This window comes from Streptomyces sp. NPDC050315 (assembly GCF_040655775.1).
Lineage (GTDB): Bacteria > Actinomycetota > Actinomycetes > Streptomycetales > Streptomycetaceae > Streptomyces.
This window is the reverse complement of the sequence record NZ_JBFAKN010000001.1, coordinates 1,055,558-1,073,970: the sequence shown is the minus strand read 5'-3', so window position 1 is coordinate 1,073,970 and position 18,413 is coordinate 1,055,558. Positions and strand designations below refer to the sequence as shown.

The window sequence follows — 18,413 nt, the reverse complement described above, 5'->3', positions numbered from 1 at the left end:
CCGTACCATCCGCAACTCCCTTGCCCCGTCGGCATGGTGACCGGAGTGATCGCCGACAGCAGCGTAGAGGAAGTGGGCCGCCCGGTCAGGAGTGCGGGGCAGTGGGGGCAGCGCTCGGGGACGCGGTACGCGGCGTGAGGTACGGGTAGGCGTTGTTGCCGCCGCAGACCAGCGGGCCGACCTCCACGTCCTTGCCGCGCACGGTCACCGGTACCTCCTCGGGCGGCCGGTCGCCGGGCACCTGCCCGTTGGCCGCCGTGCACACCAACTGGCCGAGCGCGGGCTGGTCCAGCTTCTCCGGATCGGTCGGCATGGTCACCGTGAGGCGGCCGGCGTGCTCCGTGACGGTGACCCGGCCGCGCAGATCCGGCAGCGCGGTCGTCAGGCCCCGCTGCCGCTCGGCCGCATTCGGGCCGGTCAGCAGCAGGTCGACGGCGCGCTGCGGGGTGGCCGGGCGGTCCGCCGACCGCGCAGCGGACCGCAGCCCGGTCGAGGCGAGGAAGAACAACTGCACGTCGGCGGGGGCCTGCCCGTCCGACTTCAGCCCCGTCGCCGGCTCCCCGGCGTCGATCACATCGCTGGGCTCGATGCCGCAGCCGGCCAGCGTCGCCCCGACGAGCAGCGCGGCGACGGCCACGGCCGCCCGGTGTCCCGGGCGCCCGCGCGCGCCTCGTACCGCGCGTCCGTACCCGCTCCCTCTCGCGTTCCTTCTCACGCCTCCTCCTCGCCCGAGCGCAGCGGCAGTTCGATCGTGAAGACCGCGCCGCCGTCCGGCTCCGGGGAGTTGGCCGCACGCAGGGTGCCACCGTGCAGTCGTACGTTCTCCATCGCGATCGCCAGCCCCAGCCCGCTGCCCTCGGACCGCGCACGGGCCGAATCCGCCTTGTAGAAGCGGTCGAAGACATGCGGCAGCACCTCCGGGTCGATGCCCGGCCCGTTGTCGGCCACCTCGATCTCCAGCCGGCCGTCCTCCGGGGCGCGCAGCCGTACCGCGACGGGCTCGCCCCCGTGGTGCAGCGCGTTGCCGACCAGATTGGCGACCACCACGTCCAGCCGGCGCGGGTCCAGCCGGGCCCGCACGTCCGCCGCGAGATCGGTCGTCACCCGGTCCTGCCACGCCCTGGCCTGCAGCGTCTTGCGGATCGCCTCGGCGACGTCCACGTCGTACACATGGAGCGCCGCGGCCCCCGCGTCGAACCGCGACACCTCCATCAGGTCCTCCACCATGCGGGCCAGTTTGCCGGTCTCCTGGCTGATCAGCCGCACCGCCGACGCGGTGTCCGGGTCCAGCTCCCCGGCCTCCGCGTCCTCGTCCAGCACGTCCGTGACCGCGGTCATCGCGGCGAGCGGCGTCCGCAGCTCGTGCGACACATCCGCCGCGAACCGCCGCGAGTTGGACTCCAGCCGGCGCAGCTCCGCGACGTTCTCCTCCAGATGCGCCGCCATGTCGTTGAACGTACGGGACAGCTCGGCCAGTTCGTCCCCGCCCTTGACCTCCAGCCGGGTGTCCAGCTTGCCCTCGGCGAGCCGCCCGGCCGCCTGCCGCAGCTTGCGTACCGGCCGCAGCACGCCGCGGGCCGCGAACAGCGCCGGTACGAGAGCCAGCGCCAGCACCGGCAACGCACCCCGCTGCGCGGCGCTCACCAGCTCCTCGACATTGGCCTCCTCGGCGCGCAGCGGCACCCGGGCGTACACGGACAGCCGGGACGGGGCGTGATCGCGCGCCCGGGTGACCGGCATACCGATCAGCAGCCACGGCTCGCCTTCGCGCTCGACCCGCTGGAACGCCGGTACATGCCGCTGCTCCACGGACTCCCGCAGCGCGTCCGGCACCGCCACGTCCGCGCCCGAGCCCTCGCCCGGCACGCCTTCGTAGTCCGCCTCGACGTCCCAGTCCCGGGCCTTCCCGGACCGGTCCAGCTGCCGGGCGAACTCGTCCAGATCGGCCCGGCTGGGCGGCACGGGCAGGTCGGGCGCGAGCGAATTGATCTGCGCCCGCAGATCGTTGATGGCGGTGTCCTGCGAGCGCTCCAGGATCGCGTTCCGGGCCTCCCGGTACGTGAGCGCGGCAGTCGTCAGCGCGCTGACGGCCGCGACCAGCAGAAACGCGACGACGAGGCGGGCGCGGAGGCCGCGCAGCAGCTGGCGCAGCCGGGTGCGGCGGGATTCCGCCGAGGGCGCGGTCGGGGCGTCCGGCGCGTCCGTTCCCGTCTTCCTTCGCGTCTCCGTTCCCGGCTCTGTTCCCGTCACAGCGGGCCGAAGCGGTAGCCGAAGCCGCGGACCGTCTGGACGTACTTCGGACTCCGCGGGGTGTCCTCGATCTTCGTCCGCAGCCGCATCACACACGCGTCCACCAGCCGCGCGTCCCCGTGGTAGCTGTGCTCCCACACATGCTCCAGCAGCTGCTGACGGCTGAACACCTGCCCCGGCGCCGCCGACAGGAACAGCAGCAGCTTCATCTCCGACGGTGCCAGCGCCAGATCCTGCCCGTTCTTGGCCACCACCAGCCCGGCCCGGTCCACGATCAGTTCGCCGTGCGCCTCCACCGGTACGGGACCGGGCTCGGGCGCTCCGCCATCATCCAGCGCGGGCGGCGCGGTACGCCGCAGCACCGCCCGGATACGGGCCTCCAGCACCTCGCCCCGGGCGGGCTTCACGATGTAGTCGTCCGCGCCCGCCTCCAGGCCGAGCACCACATCGAGGTCGTCGCCGCGCGCCGTGAGCATGATGATCGGCAGCTGCCGGTCGGCCCGGATGCGACGGCACACCTCGAAGCCGTCCTTGCCCGGCAGCATCAGATCCAGCAGCACGATGTCGGGCCGGAAGGCCGGCAGTGTGGTCAGCCCCTCCTCGCCGCTGGCCGCGGCCGCCACCTCGTGGCCGCGCCGCCGCAGCGCGAGCGAGACTCCGTGCCGAACGGCGGCGTCGTCCTCGATGAGCAGTACTCGTGGCATGTGACCAGTATCGATACGTTTCTTGACGGGTCGGTAACAGGGGCACGTGACGGGGCCCGTTGGCCCCTCTCAGTCCTCCCGGCTCTCTTGGCGCCCCTTGGGCTTCCCTCGGCCCTCTCAGCCCTCTCAGCCCTCGCCGCCGAGCAGCTCCGCGAGGCCGCCGTCCACGTCGAGCCGCTCCTCCCCGGCGGGCACCGCCTCGTACGCGCGCGCCAGGAAGAGCCGGATGTCGGCGGAGCTCATCTGGACCATCGCGACGCCGTCCGCCACGTGCAGCTCCAGTACGGTCCGGTCGTCGCCGAGCGGCCGCACCCGTACGTCGCCGGTACCGGCCGCCCCGCGCAGCCCCTGGGAGAGGAGCTCCCGCGCGAACGTCCACTCCACCGCGGCGCCGTCCAGCGAGATCTCCGGCGGAAAGGTCATCCGCACGGCCAGCGGGTCGGCCGGGTGGTAGTGCAGGGCGGCGGGCACCGGACGCGACCCCGGCGCGGTCGCGATCAGACGGACCTGCACGGCTTGGTCGATGGCGCTCTGCATCGCGGCTGCTCCCTTACGGCTGTGGGGTCGTGATGGTGGCCGGGTGTGCACACGGCTCACTCTGCTAGACGCTGTGCCCGGCTGAGCCGTGCATGTGACAGGGGTGTGATCTATGTCATGTCAGGTGTGAACCGCGTTATCTGGGGGAGGCGCCCACGTTCGGGCCCTCCTGTTCTGCTGTGTCAGATACGGAATATCAGGTGTTCCTGTGGGGCACGCACCCGGGTCCCGCCTTTCGTGCCCGTAACCCGGCCTTCACGTCCGGGTTCCGCCATTGATGCCCGGGTTCTTCTCGCGCCCGGTACTTCACGCCTCGCGCAGCAGCGCCGCGAGGTCGGCGTCCACGTCCAGGAACCGGGGCTCGGCGCCGCGCGGTACCACCAGGTACGCACTCGCCAGGAAGCGCCGGAGATCGGCGGAGGCGAACCGCACCATCGCCATGCCGTCGGCGGCGTGGAACTCCAGCATCGTGTGGCGCGGCCCGCACGGCCAGGCGTGCACGTCGCCCTCCCCGGCAGGACCCAGCAGCCCCGCCGCCAGCAGGTCGCGGCCGAACGTCCAGCGGACCTCGGCGCCGTCCAGGGAAGCCGCGGCCGGGAAGATCGCCTGAACGGCGAACGGATCGGTGCTCTTGTAGCGCAGACGGGCGAGGACGGCGCGCGACTGCGGTGCCGTCGCGATGAGGCCGGCCTGAACAGCGTGATCGATGATGTCCGGCATCGTCGGCTCCCTGGTGTCTGTCCGGTGCGGTTCCTTGCCTGTACGACATCTATGACGGCCGCATCGTTACGGCAGTGCACCGGATTTCCGCGTGAGCTGCGTCACGGCCTCCGGGGGAAGCGGACAACCGCTCCTCACACCGACCGCGCACCGCCTCCCGGCGCCAGCGGCCGGAAGCAGAACGCGTGCGCTCCCCGCCGGCTGCCGTACGCACCCCGGCGCCCGGGGCGACCACCGAATACGCCGAACGTACCGGCCGCCGCGGCGGGACATGCGTACGCCACTCCGGAGCGGTGCCGCGCCGGGAGCCTGTCGTACGACTGGTATCGGTTCCTATGACCGGTACTGCTCCACCTGGGACGACGGGCGGACGGCGGCCTCGTCCGGGTTCTGCCCGAACTCGCTCTTGGCGCGCCGCTGCCGCAGCAGGTCCCAGCACTGGTTGAGCTCCCGTTCCAGCGCCGCCAGCTGCGTACGCTCCTCGTCACCGCCGGTCTCCTCGGTGGCGATGCGCTCGCGCAGCGCCTTCTCGGTCTCCACCATCGCCGCAATACGGGAGAGGATCTCCTGCTGGTCCATGGGTCACTCCTCACTACCGGACAAGCCCCAGGGCCTTTACGGCTCACTGTAGGAAGCGGCGCACTCGGCCGCGATTCGGCGCGACGAGGCTTTGCCGTGAGGGCCGGGCCGGGTGCCTGACGGCCGGCGGGTCGCTGTCAGGTGCGCGGGGCGCCCAGCCGCCCCTCGAGGTGCAGCAACAGGTCGGAGAGGGTCGTGGAGAGGTTCCCCAGCTCCTCGCCGGAGAGCCCGGACAGCAGGCTGGACTCGAACGAGAGCTGATCGGGCAGCAGCCGGTCGATCAGGTCGCGGCCCTGGTCGGTGAGGCTGAGGTGGGCGACCCGGCGGTCGCGCGCGTCGGCGCGCCGGGCGACCAGGCCGCGCTCCTCCAGCAGCCGCAGCCGCTTGGTGACGGCGGCGCCCGACGCGAACGTCTCCCGCGCCAGCTGCCCCGGTGTCAGCTCGCGTCCGGTCCGCCGCAACGTGCCGAGCAGGTCGAATTCCGCGCGGGTCAGCCCCTCCTGTACGAGCGGAGCGTCCACCGCCTGCTGGAGCAGCGCGGAGCAGCGGTTGAGCCGTCCGATCACGGCCATCGGCCCGGTGTCGAGACCGGGGTGCACCTGCTGCCACTGCCGCAGCACCCCTGCGACGATGTCCTCGGCCACGCTCAGCTCTCCTTCTTCCGCCGTTCTTCCGCGCCCATTCTGCCCACGGGGCGCGTGCCCGTGTCTCACGCCGGGGCCGGACCGCCGACGCTGTTTGCCTCGTACGACTGGTGCGTACGACTGGTTCGTACGAGGTGCGTACGCTCGCCTGGCTCGTACGCCTGGTTCGTACGCTTGGGTCTGCTGCTGGCCGCCGGCCGCTACGCCGCCAGTGTGGGCGCGGTGAGGCGCCGGACGAGGCGGGCGAGCGTGCGGTGGCCGTCGCGCTCGGTGAGGGCGACGCGCTCGGCGGGCAGGGCACGCTGCCACCATTCGCCGGAGGCCACCTCGACGGCCTCGCGCAGTTCGACCAGCGCCGCGGCGAGCCGGTCGCGGGCCCACCCCACCTCACGATCGTCCGGCAGGCCGGCGCTGTCCGGCGGATCGGCGTCGTTCGGCAGGTCGGCGTCGTCCGGCGGATCCGCCGCGAGCAGCTCGTCCGCCGCTTCCCGGGCCGCGACGACACGGGCCACCGCGGCCTCGATGCGGTCGGTGGCGCGCCGGTTGGTCACCAGTACGCAGCAGATCAGGCCGATGACCGCGCCGACCACCGTGTCCACCCACCGGTCGCGCACGAGAACGCCCGCGGGCATCGCGTTGCCGAACGAGGTGAGCAGCAGCGCCATCGGGGTGACGCAGACCGAGCCGAGCCAGTAGTTGCGGGGGATCCACGCCTCCGCGCCGATCTGGAAGAGGAGCACCAGCAGGACCATCGCCAGGTGCCCGGTGTGGATCACCGGCAGCAGCGCGGTGAAGAGCAGCAGCCCGAGGAGGTTGCCCAGGGCGCGCTGGACGGCGCGCTGCCAGGAGAGCGTGGTGTTGGCCTGGAAGACCGAGGCCGCGGTGACCACCGCCCAGTACGGGTGCTCGGAGCCGATGGCCATGGAGGCCCAGCCCGCGAGCGTACAGCCGATCATGACGCGCGCCCCGACCGGCAGCAGCGGCGAACCGGGCCGCAGCTGCGCCAGCACGGGCCGGAAGCCACGCAGGTGGTCGGGGGAGGGGCGCCGCAGACCGGCCACACCGCCGCCCTGCCCGGAGCCGGCGTCGGCGCCGGAGCCGGTGCGGGTCTCGGTCCCGGTGCCGGCCAGTGCCGCCTGATCGGCGGCGATGCCCGCCAGCTCCGCGGTCTGCCCGGCGTCCAGTGCCACCTCAGGGAGCGGCCGGCCGCGGCGCAGGTCATGCGCCCAGGCGTCGAAGCGCGCGGCGTCCGCGGCGCGGGCCCCGGCGGCCGGCTTGGACGGGGCCGATTCGGACAGGGCGGACTCGGCCTGGATGAGCAGGCGCTCCAGCCGGGCTCTGGCGGTGTACTTGGCCGCACTGCGGGCCGGTACGAGGAACAACGTCTGCCACGCGGCGTTGACCGCGGCCGCGGTCGCGTGGCGGGGACCGGCGGCGTCGGGCGCGGCGCGCAGCAGCCCGGCCGCGGCCTCCAGCGCCCGCGCCGTGGCGATCCGCTGCGGCCCCTCCGGCCGTACGAGCCAGGGCGCCATGCACACCAGCCACGCGACGGCGCCGCCCGCGACGGCGAGCAGCAGATGGAACGGGATCAGGCCCGGCGGCTGCGGCACGAAGAAGGCCGAGGCCGAGATGAAGGTGATGATGAGGTTGCCGGGCGGTCCGATACGGGTCGCGTCGCACATCATCTTGTGCACCGCCGCCAGCGCCGAGGCGATCAGCACGAGCAGCACGGTGTTGCCGATGAAGGCCGAGCTGACCAGGGCGACGGCCAGGCTGGCGATCATGGAAAGGACCACCCAGGCAACGGTCCGGGCACGTGCGGCGTACGGCTTGTTGTGCCCGTACAGCGCGCACATCGCACCGGCCGAGGTGTACAGGACCAGGTCCATCCGGTCCAGGGCGAGCAGCGCCAGGTCGGGCACGGCAATGGCGACGGCCGCGCTGAACGCGGGCTTGTGCCAGTGCCGCGCCTCCAGGGGCCGACGCAGCCGCACGGTGCTCTTGACCGGCAACGGCCGCACCCGGACAACGCCCGTCGTGTCGCTCGTTGTGTCGCTCTTCGTGTCCCTTTGTCTCAGTCGCGTCGGTCCAGCATGCTTGCCCATGCTTAAAGATTAGCAGGTGTTTTACAGGTGAAGGATTAGCAGGGACGGTTCTTGACGTACAGGGCTCGCGGGTCGCGGTCCGTCCCGTAGCGCACGTTCTTCGTCGTGCCCTTCTTCAGCCGGCCGCGCGTATCGGGGCGCATCGGTACGACGACCGTGAAGCAGGCCGTCCGCTTGTCGCACAGGTTCGCCAGCCGGACGTACCGCTTGTGCTTCTTCGTGAAGTACTTGACGACCTTGACGCACTGCGGTGTCCGATGGTGCCCGGACGCGGCGGCGGCCGGCTCCGCCGACGCCATGCCCAGCGTCCCGCTCAGTACGGCGGCAGCGATGACTGCAGCCAGAAATCTACGCATGGGTCCCCCCGTGATCGGTCCACTTGACTATCGCATTTTCCGCGAGCCGGACAAGGGGCACCCCACCCGTACAAGGGAGCACGCTGCGGTACGGGGGGCACGCGGGGCGCCCGACACGGGAGCACGCCCCCGAGGACGCTCCGCCCCGTGCTGCGGTCGTGGGCCCACTATCGGTGGTGGACCGTTATAGGTGGTGTCGATCGACTACAGGTGGTCGATCCGCAGGTATCGCAACGCCCGAGCGGTCAGCGCCATGACGTCCTCCTCCTCATCCCCTCGTGCCCAGTACTCCATCGCCACCGTGATCGCATCGATCAGCGCCGCGGCCAGCAGGCGGGTCTCCATGCTGTCGGAACCGCCGCCGGTACGCGGCGCGAGCACCGGTGCCAGCCGGTCCTGCAACTCCCGCCCGGCTGCCAGCCAGCGCGTACGGAGTGCCGGTACCGAGCCCATCACCCGGAGCAGCCGCCGCGCCCGATCCGCGTCCGCCAGGCGGCGCAGCGACGCCGCGTCGGCGAACGCGGCCTCGACGGCCTTGCTCAACGGCTCAGTGGCAGGCCGCGCGGCCAGCTCGTCGGCCAGGCCGCTGACGCTCGATGTGAAGACCGGCGTGAGCGCGTCCTCCTTCGCCGGGCAGTACCGGTAGAAGGTACGCAGCGAGATACCGGCCGCCCCCGCGATGTGCTCGACCGTCGTCGCCTCGTACCCACGCTCGGAGAACAACTCCGCCGCCGCCTCGGCAATCGCCATCCGGGTCGCCTGACGCCGCCCTTCGTCGATCGCCGGCCGCCCCCGCCCCACTGCCATACGCGTCGCCCCTCTCCGCCCGCTCCCCACCGTCCCGCACCCCGGCACCCCCTCCCGGAACCTCGTCACTCTGTCACAGTCCCCACATCACCCCGTCACCTCCGACAACTCTGTCGCCCCTCTTATCTGCAGCACTCGCAGCACTCGCAGCACTCGCAGCACCTGCGGCATCTCGGTACCCGCAGCGCCGGAAGCGCCGCGGCGCCTGCAGCACCCACAGTGCCTGCAGCACCCACAGTGCCTGCGCCCGCTCCCTGTGGCCCCCGACCGCAGCCCCTTGTCCCCCGGGGGGGCTCCCCCCGCCCCCACCCCCACCCCCACCCCCGCCCCTCGTCACTCTTATTGGCACGCCATGCCATTTAATCTAGGTTGGTCACTCCACTCGCCCGAGGCCGGCGCGGTGCCGGCAGCGAAGGAGCTACCGGCCATGCCCCCTGCCTCGCGCACCTACCTCGTCACCGGAGCGGCATCAGGCATCGGTGAGGCCACCGCGGCCCGTCTCCGGGCAGAGGGCCACACCGTCATCGGTGCCGACCGGACCACCGAGGCGCCCGGCGTCGCGATAGCGGCCGACCTCGCCACGGAAGAGGGCCGCGCCGAACTTGCCGCCCGCGCCCGGGAACTCACCGGCGGCCGGCTCGACGCCGTCATCGCCTGCGCCGGCCTCGCGCACTTCACGCCCGCCACCGTCAAGGTCAACTACTTCGGCGCGGTCGCCACCCTGGAACGCCTGCGCCCGCTGCTCGCCGCCGGCACCGACCCGCGCGCTGCCGTCGTCGCCTCCGTCGCCGCCGTACACCCCTCCGACCCGGCCATCGTTGACGCCGCCCTGGCCGGCGACGAGGCGGCGACGACCGCGGCGGCGCAGAGCGCCATCGACCGGGGCGAGGGGCACCTTCTCTACGGCTCGTCCAAGGCTGCCATCGCCCGCTGGGTACGGCGCACCGCGGTCACCCCCGACTGGGCGGGAGCCGGCATCCCCCTGAACGCCATCGGTCCCGGCACCGTCCTGACCCCGATGACCGAAGGCATGCTCGCCGACCCCGACACGCGCCGGCTCGTCGACGCCGCCGTCCCGATGCCGCTCAACGGCCACGCCCGCCCCGAACAGGTCGCCCCGCTCCTGACCTGGCTCACCTCCCCCGAGAACACCCACATGACCGGCCAACTCCTCTTCCTGGACGGCGGAGCCGAAGCCCTCCTCCGCCCCACGTGACGCCCGCACTCAGTGCGACCGCACGAGGCGGGCCCGCGCCGACCACGGCGCACGGGGCGGACGTGCGGTCCCCGTCAGCCCTCCGCACTCGTGACCGTCTCGTATTGCTGGGTCGAGGCGGTGATGACGTGTAGGCCGCGGTCCGTGAACTCCTTTCTGGTGGATTCCTCCGCCCTGTTGTCGGTGATGAAGGTGTCGAAGACATCGGCGTCGCCGACTCGGGCGAAGCAGCGGGTGCCGATCTTGGAGGAGTCCGCGACGATGACGGCTCGTCGGGATCGCTCGGCCATGAGGCGGTTGACGCGGGCCTCCGCCTCGTCATGCACGGTTGCCCCCATCTGCGGATCCATGCCATTCGCGCCGATGAACGCGATGTCCACCGAGATCTGCTGCAGCACCAGCTCACTGAACGGACCGACCAGCTCGAACGACCGCGATTGCGCGACGCCGCCCGTCAGCACGATCTTGATCTGCGGCCGTACGGCGAGCTCGTTGGCGATGTTGAGCGAGTTCGTGACGATCGTCAGGTGCGGCTGCGGGCCGGCCTCCGCGAACTCCGGCCGGGTCGCCAGGACCCGGGCGATCTCCGTGGTGGTCGTACCGCCGCTGAGCCCGACGACATCGCCGCGCTCGACCAGTTTGGCCGCCGCCTGGGCCACCGCCTCCTTGTCCGCCGCTCGATGGGTGTGCTTGTAACGGATGGGCAGGTCGTACGCCACGGAGCTCAGCACTGCACCGCCACGCGTCCGGGTGAGCAGCTGCTGCTCGGCCAACGCGTCCATGTCGCGGCGCATCGTCGCGGCCGAGACCTCCAGCGCGGTCGCCGCCTCGTCGACATCCACCCTGCCGCGTTCCCCGAGCAGCTCCAGCAGGGCATTCATCCGTTCATGGCGCTTCATGCGAAGACCCTAACCGCCGCCTGGGCGTCAGCCGCGGGCTGAGGTCGCGGGGGCGTACTGGCCCGGGAGTGCCGTCGTCCCGCCGAGGGCGCTCAGTATTCGGGCTGCCTCGTCGGCGACCGCTGCCCGGGCCGGCTTGATGTACTTCCGCGAGTCCACCAGGTCCGGGTCGTCGGCCAGGGTGCCCCGGAGGGAGCGGGTGAAGACCGAGACCAGGTGGGTCGAGATGTTGATCTTCGTCATGCCGGCAGCTATCGCCCGGCGCAGCTCTTCGTCCGGTACGCCCGAAGAGCCGTGCAGTACCAGGGGAACCGGCAACTTCTCATGCAGTTCGGCGATGAGCTCCTTGTCCAGTACGGCCGTACGCTCCCGCATGGCGTGTGACGACCCGACCGCCACGGCGAGCGCGTCCACCCCCGTGGCCGTGACGTATGCCAGTGCTTCCTTCGGGTCGGTGCGCACGCCCGGTGCGTGGACACCGTCCTTGCCGCCGACCTCGCCCAGCTCCGCTTCGACGTACACCCCCCGCTCGTGGCACCAGGCGGTCAGCTCGGCGGTGGTCGCGACGTTCTCCTCGTAGGGGAGGGCCGAGGCGTCGACCATCACCGAACTCACCCCCGCCGCGACGCCCTCGTGCACCAACTGCGGCTGGGTGATGTGGTCCAGGTGCACCGCTGTCCGTGCGGGGGACGCCTCCGCGAGCGCGAGGGTGGCTCGGGTGATCGGCAGCAGGCTGCCGTGATAGCGGATGGAGTTCTCGCTGATCTGGAGGATGACCGGGATGCCCGTGCGCTCGGCGGCGGTGACCAGCGCCTCGGCGGTCTCCAGGTGGATGACGTTGAACGACACCGCGCCGACCCGTGCCTCATCGGCGGCCCGGACTATCTCTGACGTGGGGACGAGTGGCATGGAGCCGGCCTCCCTGGAGTAGGGACGGATGAGGGATGAGGGATGAGGAAAGACAGCCAGGACGATGGATGAGGGAAGGTGGCGGTCAGGGGATGAGGAAAGGGGGCGGTCAGGGCAGTTGGGTGGGTGGGGTGGTGCTGAGCATGACTGAGCGGGTGAGGCTGCGGGGGTTGTCGGGGTCCAGGCCGCGGGCGCGGGCGCGGGCCAGGGCGACGCGGTGGATCAGTACGAGGTCGGCGAGCGGGTCACGGTCGTGCGCCACGAACCGGGCGCCCGTGCGGGTGACTTCCTCCGCCAGCCCGTCCGGCGCGTCGCCGAAGAGCCAGGTGACACGGCCCGGGGCGGCTATGGATATCGGGCCGTGCCGGTACTCCATGGCCGGGTAGGACTCGGTCCAACTCTGCGATGCCTCACGCAACTTGAGAGCCGCCTCGTTGGCCAGGCCGACGGTCCATCCGGTGCCGAGGAAGGAGAACTGCTCGGCGTCGACCCACTCCGGCTCGACGGGGGTGGTCAGTGCTTCCTCGGCGTCGCGTATCGCAGCGGAGAGGTCTTCGCCCAGATGGGCGCGGAGCAGGGCCAGGGCCGTGGTGGCGAACCGGGTCTGTACGACGGAGCGTTCGTCGGCGAAGGGGAGTGCGACGGTCTTGTCGGAGAGCTCCCTCGCCGGGGTGTCCTGGTCGCCGAGCAGGGTCACCGTGGGGATCCGGCCCCGGACGGCCTCGAGTATGCGCAGGACCTCGGTCGTGGTCCCGGAGCGGGTGATGGCCACCACCGCGTCGTAGCCACGGTCGGCGCCCAGGAAGCTCTCGGAAGCGGGGAAGGCATCGGTAACGCCGGCGCCTGCGGACTCGCGCAGTGCGGCGTACGACTGCGCCATGAACCATGACGTGCCGCAGCCGATGACGGCGACGCGCAGGCCGTGCTTCGGCAGCGGGCCGTCTTCACTGCCGAGGCGCGCGGCCTCGCGCCACGTCTCCGGCTGGCTGCTCAGCTCCTGCTCCATGTACGACGTGCCGGTCATGGTGATGCCGCCCCTCCGTCAGTCCGTCAGTCCGTTAGTCCATCGGTCCATCAGTCTTGCGTTTTAATGCCGGGGTGATGCGCGAAAGTGCAAGATTCGGCTTCACTGCAATCAACTGTACGCACGGGCGGGAGGGTGTGCCATCCCTCGTTCGAGTTAGCTGGGGGAGGGGAGGGGGCGAAGAAAAGAGAAGGGGTGCGCGGCCGGTTCTGGCCGCGCACCCCTCTGGGGCGGTCGTCGTCAGGCGGGCGGCTGCTGGCGGTAGCTCGCCAGGTCCGCGGCGGTCTTGGTGGCGATGAACTCCGTGATCCGGTATTCGCACACGCCGGCCACGACGAACGGGTCTTCCTGGGTGATCTTCTCCGCGGTGGCACGGTCGTCGACCGAGGCGATGACGATGCCGCCGTCGCGGGGCTGCTTGACGCCCGCGATGAGGAAATGCCCCGCGGCGAAGTGCTGCTCCACCCAGGTGACGTGCTGGTCGAGCAGGGCTTCCACGCGGTCGAAGGGAGCGGTGTAGGTCAATTCGAGTACGAACATCCCTGGAATATAAGACAGGTGGGGTGAGGAGGGTGTGGTGGGTGATGGGGACGGTCGGGTGGTCCGTTCGCAGCAGTGGGTGGGGCGTCGCGTGGCGGGGGGTCGGAGGGCGGCCGAGGATGGAGGGCGCACCTGTCTCCTCACGGTTGGGAACAGCACATGATGCGTCGTCTCACTGTCATGCTCACCGCCCTCTTCGCCGCCGGGCTCCTCGCCACGGGGTCCGCCGTTGCGGCGCCCGCCGACGAACCGGACCAGCTGACCCCGAGGGAGCAGGCGGGGCTGGAGTTCGCCGGCGATGTGCTCGCCGGGCTCTTCGGCGGCGGTCCGCGCTGAACGGCTGGCGGCCTGGCCGACAGCACCGCACAGTGACGCCGCCGTCGTACAGCGGCGCCGGAGTGAACGCCGGTCCCGCGCGGTGATAGTGGCCCACGGCTCGCCTTCGTTCGGTTCTCAGGGGCCGGTCACCTCGTTGGCGATGTGGTGGGCCCAGTCGCGTACGCGGGTCAGGTCCATGTCCGGGTGATCGGCGGACGGAGCCCGGCTGTCGTCGGACCGGTCCCGGTCTTGGTCCCTGACCTGGTCCCGGTCCTGGCTCCGGTCCGTCGTCGAGCGGCCGAACAGGCCGCGGAGGCGGCGGACGGGGCCGGCCGGACCGGCCGGGCCGCCGGATGAGCCGTAGCCCCCGGCGCCCCGGGCGCCCTCGGAGCGGCCGTAGCGCCCGAGCCGCCCGAGCCGACCGGGACGACCCGGTCGACCCGTACGACCCCCGAACGTGATGTGTCCGCGGGCGCCCGCCCGGTTCATTGCGCGGTCCGCGCCTGGGACCGGTGGTGCGTCGGGATCGTTCGCCGAAGTGCTCGAAGGGCCGCTGCTGTATAGCCATACCGGGCGGGAGCGCAGCTGCGCGGCGTGTCGGCGCGCGAAGCGGCGGGCGTCGCGATGCCAGCGGTTCGCGTGGAGTGCGCCGCCGAGTACGACGGCGTCGTACGGGCCCACGCTGACGACCTCCGCCGCGGGGCGCAGCTCGGTATCGAAGCCGTCCTCGCGCAGCACGGTGGCTATTTCCTCCGCGATGGCCCGGGTGAATTCGGCCTTGGTGCCGTGGGCGTAGGCGATCAGTATGCGGGGCTTGGCCATGGCGCTTCCTGGGGGTTGTGGCGCTTTCCCGAGATGGTCGGTGACCTCGACGAACGCCGTCGACGCGGGAGGTCAGGCGCGGGGCGACGGGGGGATCTCCTCCGGCTCGAGAACCGGCGGTAGGACTTCCCGGTCCCGATCCCGGTCCCGATCCCGTACGAGTTCCCGATCCCGTACGAGTTCCCGGTCCCGGACGCGTTCCGCGATGACCGCGGCCTGGATGCGGCGGCCGACCTTGAGCTTGGTCAGGATGGCGGAGATCCGGTTCTTGACGGTTTTCTCGGCGAGAAAGAGGCGGTCGGCGATCTGGCGGTTCGTCAGGCCCTCGCCGATCAGGTCGAGGATCTGCCGCTCCCTGGGGGAGAGGCGGGCCAGTTCCGGCGGGCCGGCGGGCGCCACCGGGCCGCGGACGCGGGCCAGGACGCGGGCGGTGGCTCCGGGGTCCAGCATCGACTGGCCGGCCGCCACCGTCCGTATGGCCGTCACCAGGTCGGAACCCTTGATCTGCTTCAGTACGTACCCCGCGGCGCCGGCCATGATGGCGTCGAACAGCGCCTCGTCGTCATCGAAGGAGGTGAGGATCAGGCAGGCCAGGCCGGGGAGCGCGCCGCGCAACTCCCGGCAGACGTCGATGCCTTCATGGTCACCGCTGTCGGTACTGGAGCCCAGGCGTACGTCGAGCACCGCGACATGCGGGCGCAGTGCGGGGGCGCGGGCGAGCGCCTGGCGGGCGTCGGCCGCGTCGCCGACGACGGTCAGATCCGGCTCGGCGTCCAGGAGGTCACGCAGGCCGCGGCGGACCACTTCGTGGTCGTCCAGCAGGAAGACGCGGATGGGGGATGCCTTGGCACCGCCGGGCTCCGTCATGGTCTCGGCTCCGTCCTTGTCCTTGTCCGGTCCGACGAGCCCAGCGTGGTGCACCCGCGCGCGCATCACCATGGGCCGACAAGCCCCATCCGGGACCGGAGAGCCCCCGGCAAGAAGGTCGTCGGGCGGCTGCACCCGAGGAGGGCGCGCTGCACCCGGTAGGGACCCGGTAGCGTGCCGGATCGTGATGATCTCCGGAACGGTTTCCCGCGACGACGAACTGCGCAACTGGCCCGCCGACGAGGCCGCGGCCCGCGCCGCCCAGGACCGGCTGCGCCGCCACGTGGTGCTCGACGAGCCGGGACCCGAGCCGGACCTCGACGGCACGGTGGCGGGCGTGGACGTGGCGTACGACGACGAGCGGGGCGTCGTCGCCGCGGCGGCCGTCGCGCTGGACGCCCGTACGCTGCGCGTCGTTGACGAGGTGACGGCGGTGGGGCCGGTGTCGTTCCCGTACGTTCCCGGGCTGCTCGCCTTCCGGGAGATCCCGACCGTGCTCGACGCCCTCGACCGGCTCGCGCGCGTCCCCGACCTCGTGGTCTGCGACGGTTACGGGGTCGCCCACCCGCGCCGTTTCGGGCTCGCCTGCCACCTCGGCGTGCTCACGGGGCTGCCGGTGATCGGCGTCGCGAAGAACCCGTTCACGTTTACGTACGAGGCTCCTGGGCCGACGCGCGGTGACGCCTCCGCGCTGTTGGACGGTGGCGAGGAGGTCGGGCGCGCGCTGCGGACGCAGCCGGGAGTGAAGCCGGTCTTTGTGTCCGTGGGGCATCGGGTCGGGCTGGAGCGGGCGTGTGCCCATACGTTGCGGTTGGCGGCGAAGTACCGGCAGCCGGAGACCACTCGGGCCGCCGACGCGCTGTGCCGGAGGGCGCTCGCGGAGGCGTGAACGGGGGCCGTACCCCGCCCGGACCCCTCACCTCGATCACTCCGAACCGACCACCCGAAACCGCACCCCCGCCCGCGTAAGCCGTTCCCTCAGCGCATCGCCCATCGCGACCGCCGTCGTCACCTGGCCCGCCGTGTCCGGGAGTTCGTCGTACGCCAGGCTCAGGGCCGATTCGGCGAGCATCTTCGCTGTCTCGTCGTAGCCGGGGTCGCCGCCCGATACCTCGGTGACGACGCGGCGGCCGCCGCCCTCGCCCACGAAGCGGACCGCGAACCAGCTGCTCGCCCGGCGCGCCTCGTCCGGCCCCTCACCCGGCGCGAGCCGGGCCGACAACCACCGGCGCGCGGGCGGGAGCTGGGCCAGGCCGCACGCCGCGCCCGCGCCCAGTACGCCGCCGACCGCCACCGGAAGCCGCTTGACGCCGGCGTAGTGCCGGTAATGGAAGTCCGGACCATACCGCTCCAGGGCGGCCGCCGAGCGGGCGATCACCTGCGGATCGAGGGTCGGCAGCGGTACGCCCCAGACGCCCTGCTCCCGGGTCGGCACCCCGAGTACCGCGCGTACCGTGCGGCCCACCGGGCGCGGCTCGGCGCGCTGCCGTTCACGGGCGGCGCGCACCATGCCCAGCGGGCGGGACACCGCGGTCAGCGCGGAGGCCAGCGTGCCGCCCGAGAAGGTGGCGTTGGTGCGGACGTAGCCGGCCATCCGCAGCGGTACGCCCTCCGGGAGCAGCCCCACCGTGTAGTGCGCGCCGAGGTCGTGCGGGACGGAGTCGAAGCCGCAGGCGTGCACCAGGCGCGCGCCCGTGGCTCGCGCCGTCGCGTCGTGGCGCAGATACATCCGGTCGACGAATTCCGGCTCACCGGTGAGGTCCACATAGTCCGTGCCCGCCGTGGCACAGGCCGCGACCAGCGGTTCGCCGTACTTCAGATACGGCCCGACCGTGGTGGCCAGTACCCGGGTCGCGGCGGCCACCTCGCGCAGGGACGCGGGGTCGGCGGCGTCGGCGTGCAGCAGGGGCAGATCGGCGCAGGCCGGGTGACGGGCCGCCAGTTCGTCGCGGAGCCGCTCCAGCTTCGCCCGGTTGCGACCGGCCAGCGCCCAGCGGCAGCCCTCGGGCGCGTGCGCGGCCAGATAGGCGGCGGTGAGCCGGCCGGCGAAGCCGGTCGCGCCGAAGAGGACGACGTCGTACGCCCGCCCCGCGTCGTCCTGTCGTCCCATGGTGCGTCTCCTCTGGCGTGATCTACTCGGCGAGGTTCCGCACGCTATGGACTGTTGGACGTGACGTCAACAGGCATCCGGCCGCCGCCCCATAAGGCCCGCCCTCACTCCGTACGATCCGCCTCCCGCCCCATAGTGATCCCGCGGACGCCGTCCAGCTCCGCCAGGCGCTCCAGCAGATCGTGTGGGGAGGCGGTGCCCTCCAGGCGGAGCAGTACTTCACTGGCGACCCGGTCGGGCTCCTCCGGCCCGGTCTCGACCTGTACGTCGGTCACCTGGAAACCGCTGCTGGTGCACATCTCCAGCATCCGGCCGAGCAGGCCGCGCTGGGAGCGGTACGCGAGCCGGAGTTCGAAGCGCTCCAGGGACGGGGCCATCGACATCCGGTCGGTGAGCTTGGGGAAGCCGCGTACGACGAGGAAGTGCACGGCCGTCGAGGCGAGCGCGAGCAGCGGCAGTCCGCCGCCGCAGGCCATGCCGATGGCGCAGGTCAGCCAGATGGTCGCGGCCGTGGTCAGGCCGCGTACCGCGTCCTTCTTCACAAAGATCAGGCCGCCGCCGATGAAGCCGATGCCGGAGACGACCTGCGCGGCGACCCGGGACGGGTCGAGTCCGATGCCCTCGATACCGGTGACCGCGCCGAAGCCGTGGATCGACACCTCCATGAAGAGCGCGCTGCCCACGCCCACGAGGGTGTGGGTGCGCAGGCCCGCGCTCTTCTGGCGCGCCTCGCGTTCCAGCCCGATGAGGGAGGACAGCAGCAGCGCCATGGCCAGCTCGATGATCTGGCGCCAGCCCTGGCCGGTGGCGGGGTCGAACAGTGCGGCGGCGAGGTTCGAGGAAGGCATCCGGCCATTGTCACCGGCGCTCGCGAGGAGGCAACGGCGGCGGGGACCGACCCGCGCGCAAAGCCGCCCGGAAGGGCTTGTGGAAAGTGGAACACGTTCTTAACATCACGAGTGTTACAGCATTGGTGTCACAGAGCACCGCTCTTGATCTGGGGGCG

21 protein-coding genes are annotated in these 18,413 nt (G+C 71.9%); 3 read left to right on the top strand and 18 right to left on the bottom strand.

Going from position 1 to position 18,413, the window contains the following annotated elements:
- Window positions 1-85 precede the first annotated feature (85 nt).
- From AB0I82_RS04755 to AB0I82_RS04710, 10 genes are all read right to left on the bottom strand, one after another.
- Window positions 86-715: a hypothetical protein gene (locus AB0I82_RS04755; protein WP_363255608.1), complete on the bottom strand. Its 630-nt coding sequence runs from the start codon at window positions 713-715 to the stop codon at window positions 86-88.
- Entirely contained in the window at window positions 712-2,151 is a 1,440-nt protein-coding gene (locus AB0I82_RS04750; protein ID WP_363256078.1) for an ATP-binding protein, read from the bottom strand. Before AB0I82_RS04750 ends, AB0I82_RS04755 begins: the two co-directional genes overlap by 4 nt.
- A 95-nt stretch (window positions 2,152-2,246) precedes the next feature.
- The gene (locus AB0I82_RS04745) at window positions 2,247-2,954 is read right to left on the bottom strand and encodes a response regulator transcription factor (protein ID WP_363255607.1); all 708 of its coding nucleotides are present in this window, start codon (window positions 2,952-2,954) and stop codon (window positions 2,247-2,249) included.
- Window positions 2,955-3,080: 126 nt separating this feature from the next.
- Complete coding sequence (locus tag AB0I82_RS04740; RefSeq protein ID WP_363255606.1) at window positions 3,081-3,491, bottom strand: SsgA family sporulation/cell division regulator; 411 nt, start codon at window positions 3,489-3,491, stop codon at window positions 3,081-3,083.
- A gap of 306 nt (window positions 3,492-3,797) precedes the next feature.
- On the bottom strand, window positions 3,798-4,211 hold the full coding sequence (locus tag AB0I82_RS04735; protein ID WP_030267553.1) for an SsgA family sporulation/cell division regulator: 414 nt from the start codon (window positions 4,209-4,211) through the stop codon (window positions 3,798-3,800).
- Between the two features lie 333 nt (window positions 4,212-4,544).
- Window positions 4,545-4,790 carry a DUF2630 family protein gene (locus AB0I82_RS04730; RefSeq protein WP_030267555.1) on the bottom strand — a complete coding sequence of 82 codons (246 nt, stop codon included), beginning with the start codon at window positions 4,788-4,790 and terminating at the stop codon, window positions 4,545-4,547.
- Between the two features lie 137 nt (window positions 4,791-4,927).
- Window positions 4,928-5,434, bottom strand: coding sequence for a MarR family transcriptional regulator (locus AB0I82_RS04725; RefSeq protein WP_363255605.1), 507 nt, complete (start codon window positions 5,432-5,434; stop codon window positions 4,928-4,930).
- A 200-nt stretch (window positions 5,435-5,634) separates the two neighbouring features.
- Window positions 5,635-7,539 carry an FUSC family protein gene (locus AB0I82_RS04720; protein ID WP_363255604.1) on the bottom strand — a complete coding sequence of 635 codons (1,905 nt, stop codon included), beginning with the start codon at window positions 7,537-7,539 and terminating at the stop codon, window positions 5,635-5,637.
- A 35-nt stretch (window positions 7,540-7,574) separates the two neighbouring features.
- Window positions 7,575-7,895, bottom strand: a complete 321-nt coding sequence (locus tag AB0I82_RS04715) for a hypothetical protein (RefSeq protein WP_363255603.1) — start codon at window positions 7,893-7,895, stop codon at window positions 7,575-7,577.
- Window positions 7,896-8,099: 204 nt separating this feature from the next.
- Window positions 8,100-8,702 (bottom strand): TetR family transcriptional regulator, encoded by a 603-nt coding sequence (locus AB0I82_RS04710; protein WP_363255602.1) that lies wholly within the window; start codon window positions 8,700-8,702, stop codon window positions 8,100-8,102.
- A 427-nt stretch (window positions 8,703-9,129) separates the two neighbouring features.
- Here AB0I82_RS04710 and AB0I82_RS04705 point away from each other — a divergent pair, with 427 nt between their 5' ends.
- On the top strand, window positions 9,130-9,918 hold the full coding sequence (locus AB0I82_RS04705; RefSeq protein ID WP_363255601.1) for an SDR family oxidoreductase: 789 nt from the start codon (window positions 9,130-9,132) through the stop codon (window positions 9,916-9,918).
- Between the two features lie 74 nt (window positions 9,919-9,992).
- Here AB0I82_RS04705 and AB0I82_RS04700 read toward each other — a convergent pair whose 3' ends face one another.
- The 4 genes from AB0I82_RS04700 to AB0I82_RS04685 form a co-directional block, all read right to left on the bottom strand.
- Window positions 9,993-10,817 carry a DeoR/GlpR family DNA-binding transcription regulator gene (locus AB0I82_RS04700; RefSeq protein ID WP_363255600.1) on the bottom strand — a complete coding sequence of 275 codons (825 nt, stop codon included), beginning with the start codon at window positions 10,815-10,817 and terminating at the stop codon, window positions 9,993-9,995.
- Window positions 10,818-10,844: 27 nt separating this feature from the next.
- The gene (locus AB0I82_RS04695) at window positions 10,845-11,726 is read right to left on the bottom strand and encodes a class II fructose-bisphosphate aldolase (protein ID WP_363255599.1); all 882 of its coding nucleotides are present in this window, start codon (window positions 11,724-11,726) and stop codon (window positions 10,845-10,847) included.
- Between the two features lie 109 nt (window positions 11,727-11,835).
- A complete protein-coding gene (locus AB0I82_RS04690) occupies window positions 11,836-12,750 on the bottom strand; it encodes a sugar isomerase (protein ID WP_363255598.1) in 915 nt (304 codons plus the stop codon).
- A gap of 240 nt (window positions 12,751-12,990) precedes the next feature.
- Entirely contained in the window at window positions 12,991-13,290 is a 300-nt protein-coding gene (locus AB0I82_RS04685; RefSeq protein WP_363255597.1) for a YciI family protein, read from the bottom strand.
- A 159-nt stretch (window positions 13,291-13,449) separates the two neighbouring features.
- On the opposite strand from AB0I82_RS04685, the gene AB0I82_RS04680 reads away from it, so the two are divergent.
- Window positions 13,450-13,626, top strand: a complete 177-nt coding sequence (locus tag AB0I82_RS04680) for a hypothetical protein (protein WP_363255596.1) — start codon at window positions 13,450-13,452, stop codon at window positions 13,624-13,626.
- 117 nt (window positions 13,627-13,743) lie between these two features.
- On the opposite strand, the gene AB0I82_RS04675 is transcribed toward AB0I82_RS04680, so the two are convergent.
- Window positions 13,744-14,430 (bottom strand): flavodoxin domain-containing protein, encoded by a 687-nt coding sequence (locus AB0I82_RS04675; RefSeq protein WP_363255595.1) that lies wholly within the window; start codon window positions 14,428-14,430, stop codon window positions 13,744-13,746.
- A 72-nt stretch (window positions 14,431-14,502) separates the two neighbouring features.
- A complete protein-coding gene (locus AB0I82_RS04670) occupies window positions 14,503-15,297 on the bottom strand; it encodes a response regulator transcription factor (protein WP_363256077.1) in 795 nt (264 codons plus the stop codon).
- Window positions 15,298-15,484: 187 nt separating this feature from the next.
- On the opposite strand from AB0I82_RS04670, the gene AB0I82_RS04665 reads away from it, so the two are divergent.
- On the top strand, window positions 15,485-16,186 hold the full coding sequence (locus AB0I82_RS04665; protein WP_363256076.1) for an endonuclease V: 702 nt from the start codon (window positions 15,485-15,487) through the stop codon (window positions 16,184-16,186).
- 36 nt (window positions 16,187-16,222) lie between these two features.
- Here AB0I82_RS04665 and AB0I82_RS04660 read toward each other — a convergent pair whose 3' ends face one another.
- Window positions 16,223-17,407: a saccharopine dehydrogenase NADP-binding domain-containing protein gene (locus AB0I82_RS04660; RefSeq protein WP_363255594.1), complete on the bottom strand. Its 1,185-nt coding sequence runs from the start codon at window positions 17,405-17,407 to the stop codon at window positions 16,223-16,225.
- A gap of 104 nt (window positions 17,408-17,511) precedes the next feature.
- Window positions 17,512-18,255 (bottom strand): MgtC/SapB family protein, encoded by a 744-nt coding sequence (locus tag AB0I82_RS04655; RefSeq protein WP_363255593.1) that lies wholly within the window; start codon window positions 18,253-18,255, stop codon window positions 17,512-17,514.
- Window positions 18,256-18,413: the final 158 nt, after the last annotated feature.

Coding starts and splice junctions, on each gene's coding strand:
- AB0I82_RS04680 (WP_363255596.1), top strand. CDS start 13,450: ATGATGCGTCGTCTCACTGTCATGCTCACCGCCCTCTTCGCCGCCGGG.
- AB0I82_RS04740 (WP_363255606.1), bottom strand. CDS start 3,491: ATGCAGAGCGCCATCGACCAAGCCGTGCAGGTCCGTCTGATCGCGACC.
- AB0I82_RS04655 (WP_363255593.1), bottom strand. CDS start 18,255: ATGCCTTCCTCGAACCTCGCCGCCGCACTGTTCGACCCCGCCACCGGC.
- AB0I82_RS04700 (WP_363255600.1), bottom strand. CDS start 10,817: ATGAAGCGCCATGAACGGATGAATGCCCTGCTGGAGCTGCTCGGGGAA.
- AB0I82_RS04665 (WP_363256076.1), top strand. CDS start 15,485: ATGATCTCCGGAACGGTTTCCCGCGACGACGAACTGCGCAACTGGCCC.
- AB0I82_RS04695 (WP_363255599.1), bottom strand. CDS start 11,726: ATGCCACTCGTCCCCACGTCAGAGATAGTCCGGGCCGCCGATGAGGCA.
- AB0I82_RS04705 (WP_363255601.1), top strand. CDS start 9,130: ATGCCCCCTGCCTCGCGCACCTACCTCGTCACCGGAGCGGCATCAGGC.
- AB0I82_RS04745 (WP_363255607.1), bottom strand. CDS start 2,954: ATGCCACGAGTACTGCTCATCGAGGACGACGCCGCCGTTCGGCACGGA.
- AB0I82_RS04710 (WP_363255602.1), bottom strand. CDS start 8,702: ATGGCAGTGGGGCGGGGGCGGCCGGCGATCGACGAAGGGCGGCGTCAG.
- AB0I82_RS04720 (WP_363255604.1), bottom strand. CDS start 7,539: ATGGGCAAGCATGCTGGACCGACGCGACTGAGACAAAGGGACACGAAG.
- AB0I82_RS04690 (WP_363255598.1), bottom strand. CDS start 12,750: ATGACCGGCACGTCGTACATGGAGCAGGAGCTGAGCAGCCAGCCGGAG.
- AB0I82_RS04675 (WP_363255595.1), bottom strand. CDS start 14,430: ATGGCCAAGCCCCGCATACTGATCGCCTACGCCCACGGCACCAAGGCC.
- AB0I82_RS04670 (WP_363256077.1), bottom strand. CDS start 15,297: ATGACGGAGCCCGGCGGTGCCAAGGCATCCCCCATCCGCGTCTTCCTG.
- AB0I82_RS04685 (WP_363255597.1), bottom strand. CDS start 13,290: ATGTTCGTACTCGAATTGACCTACACCGCTCCCTTCGACCGCGTGGAA.
- AB0I82_RS04660 (WP_363255594.1), bottom strand. CDS start 17,407: ATGGGACGACAGGACGACGCGGGGCGGGCGTACGACGTCGTCCTCTTC.
- AB0I82_RS04730 (WP_030267555.1), bottom strand. CDS start 4,790: ATGGACCAGCAGGAGATCCTCTCCCGTATTGCGGCGATGGTGGAGACC.
- AB0I82_RS04735 (WP_030267553.1), bottom strand. CDS start 4,211: ATGCCGGACATCATCGATCACGCTGTTCAGGCCGGCCTCATCGCGACG.
- AB0I82_RS04715 (WP_363255603.1), bottom strand. CDS start 7,895: ATGCGTAGATTTCTGGCTGCAGTCATCGCTGCCGCCGTACTGAGCGGG.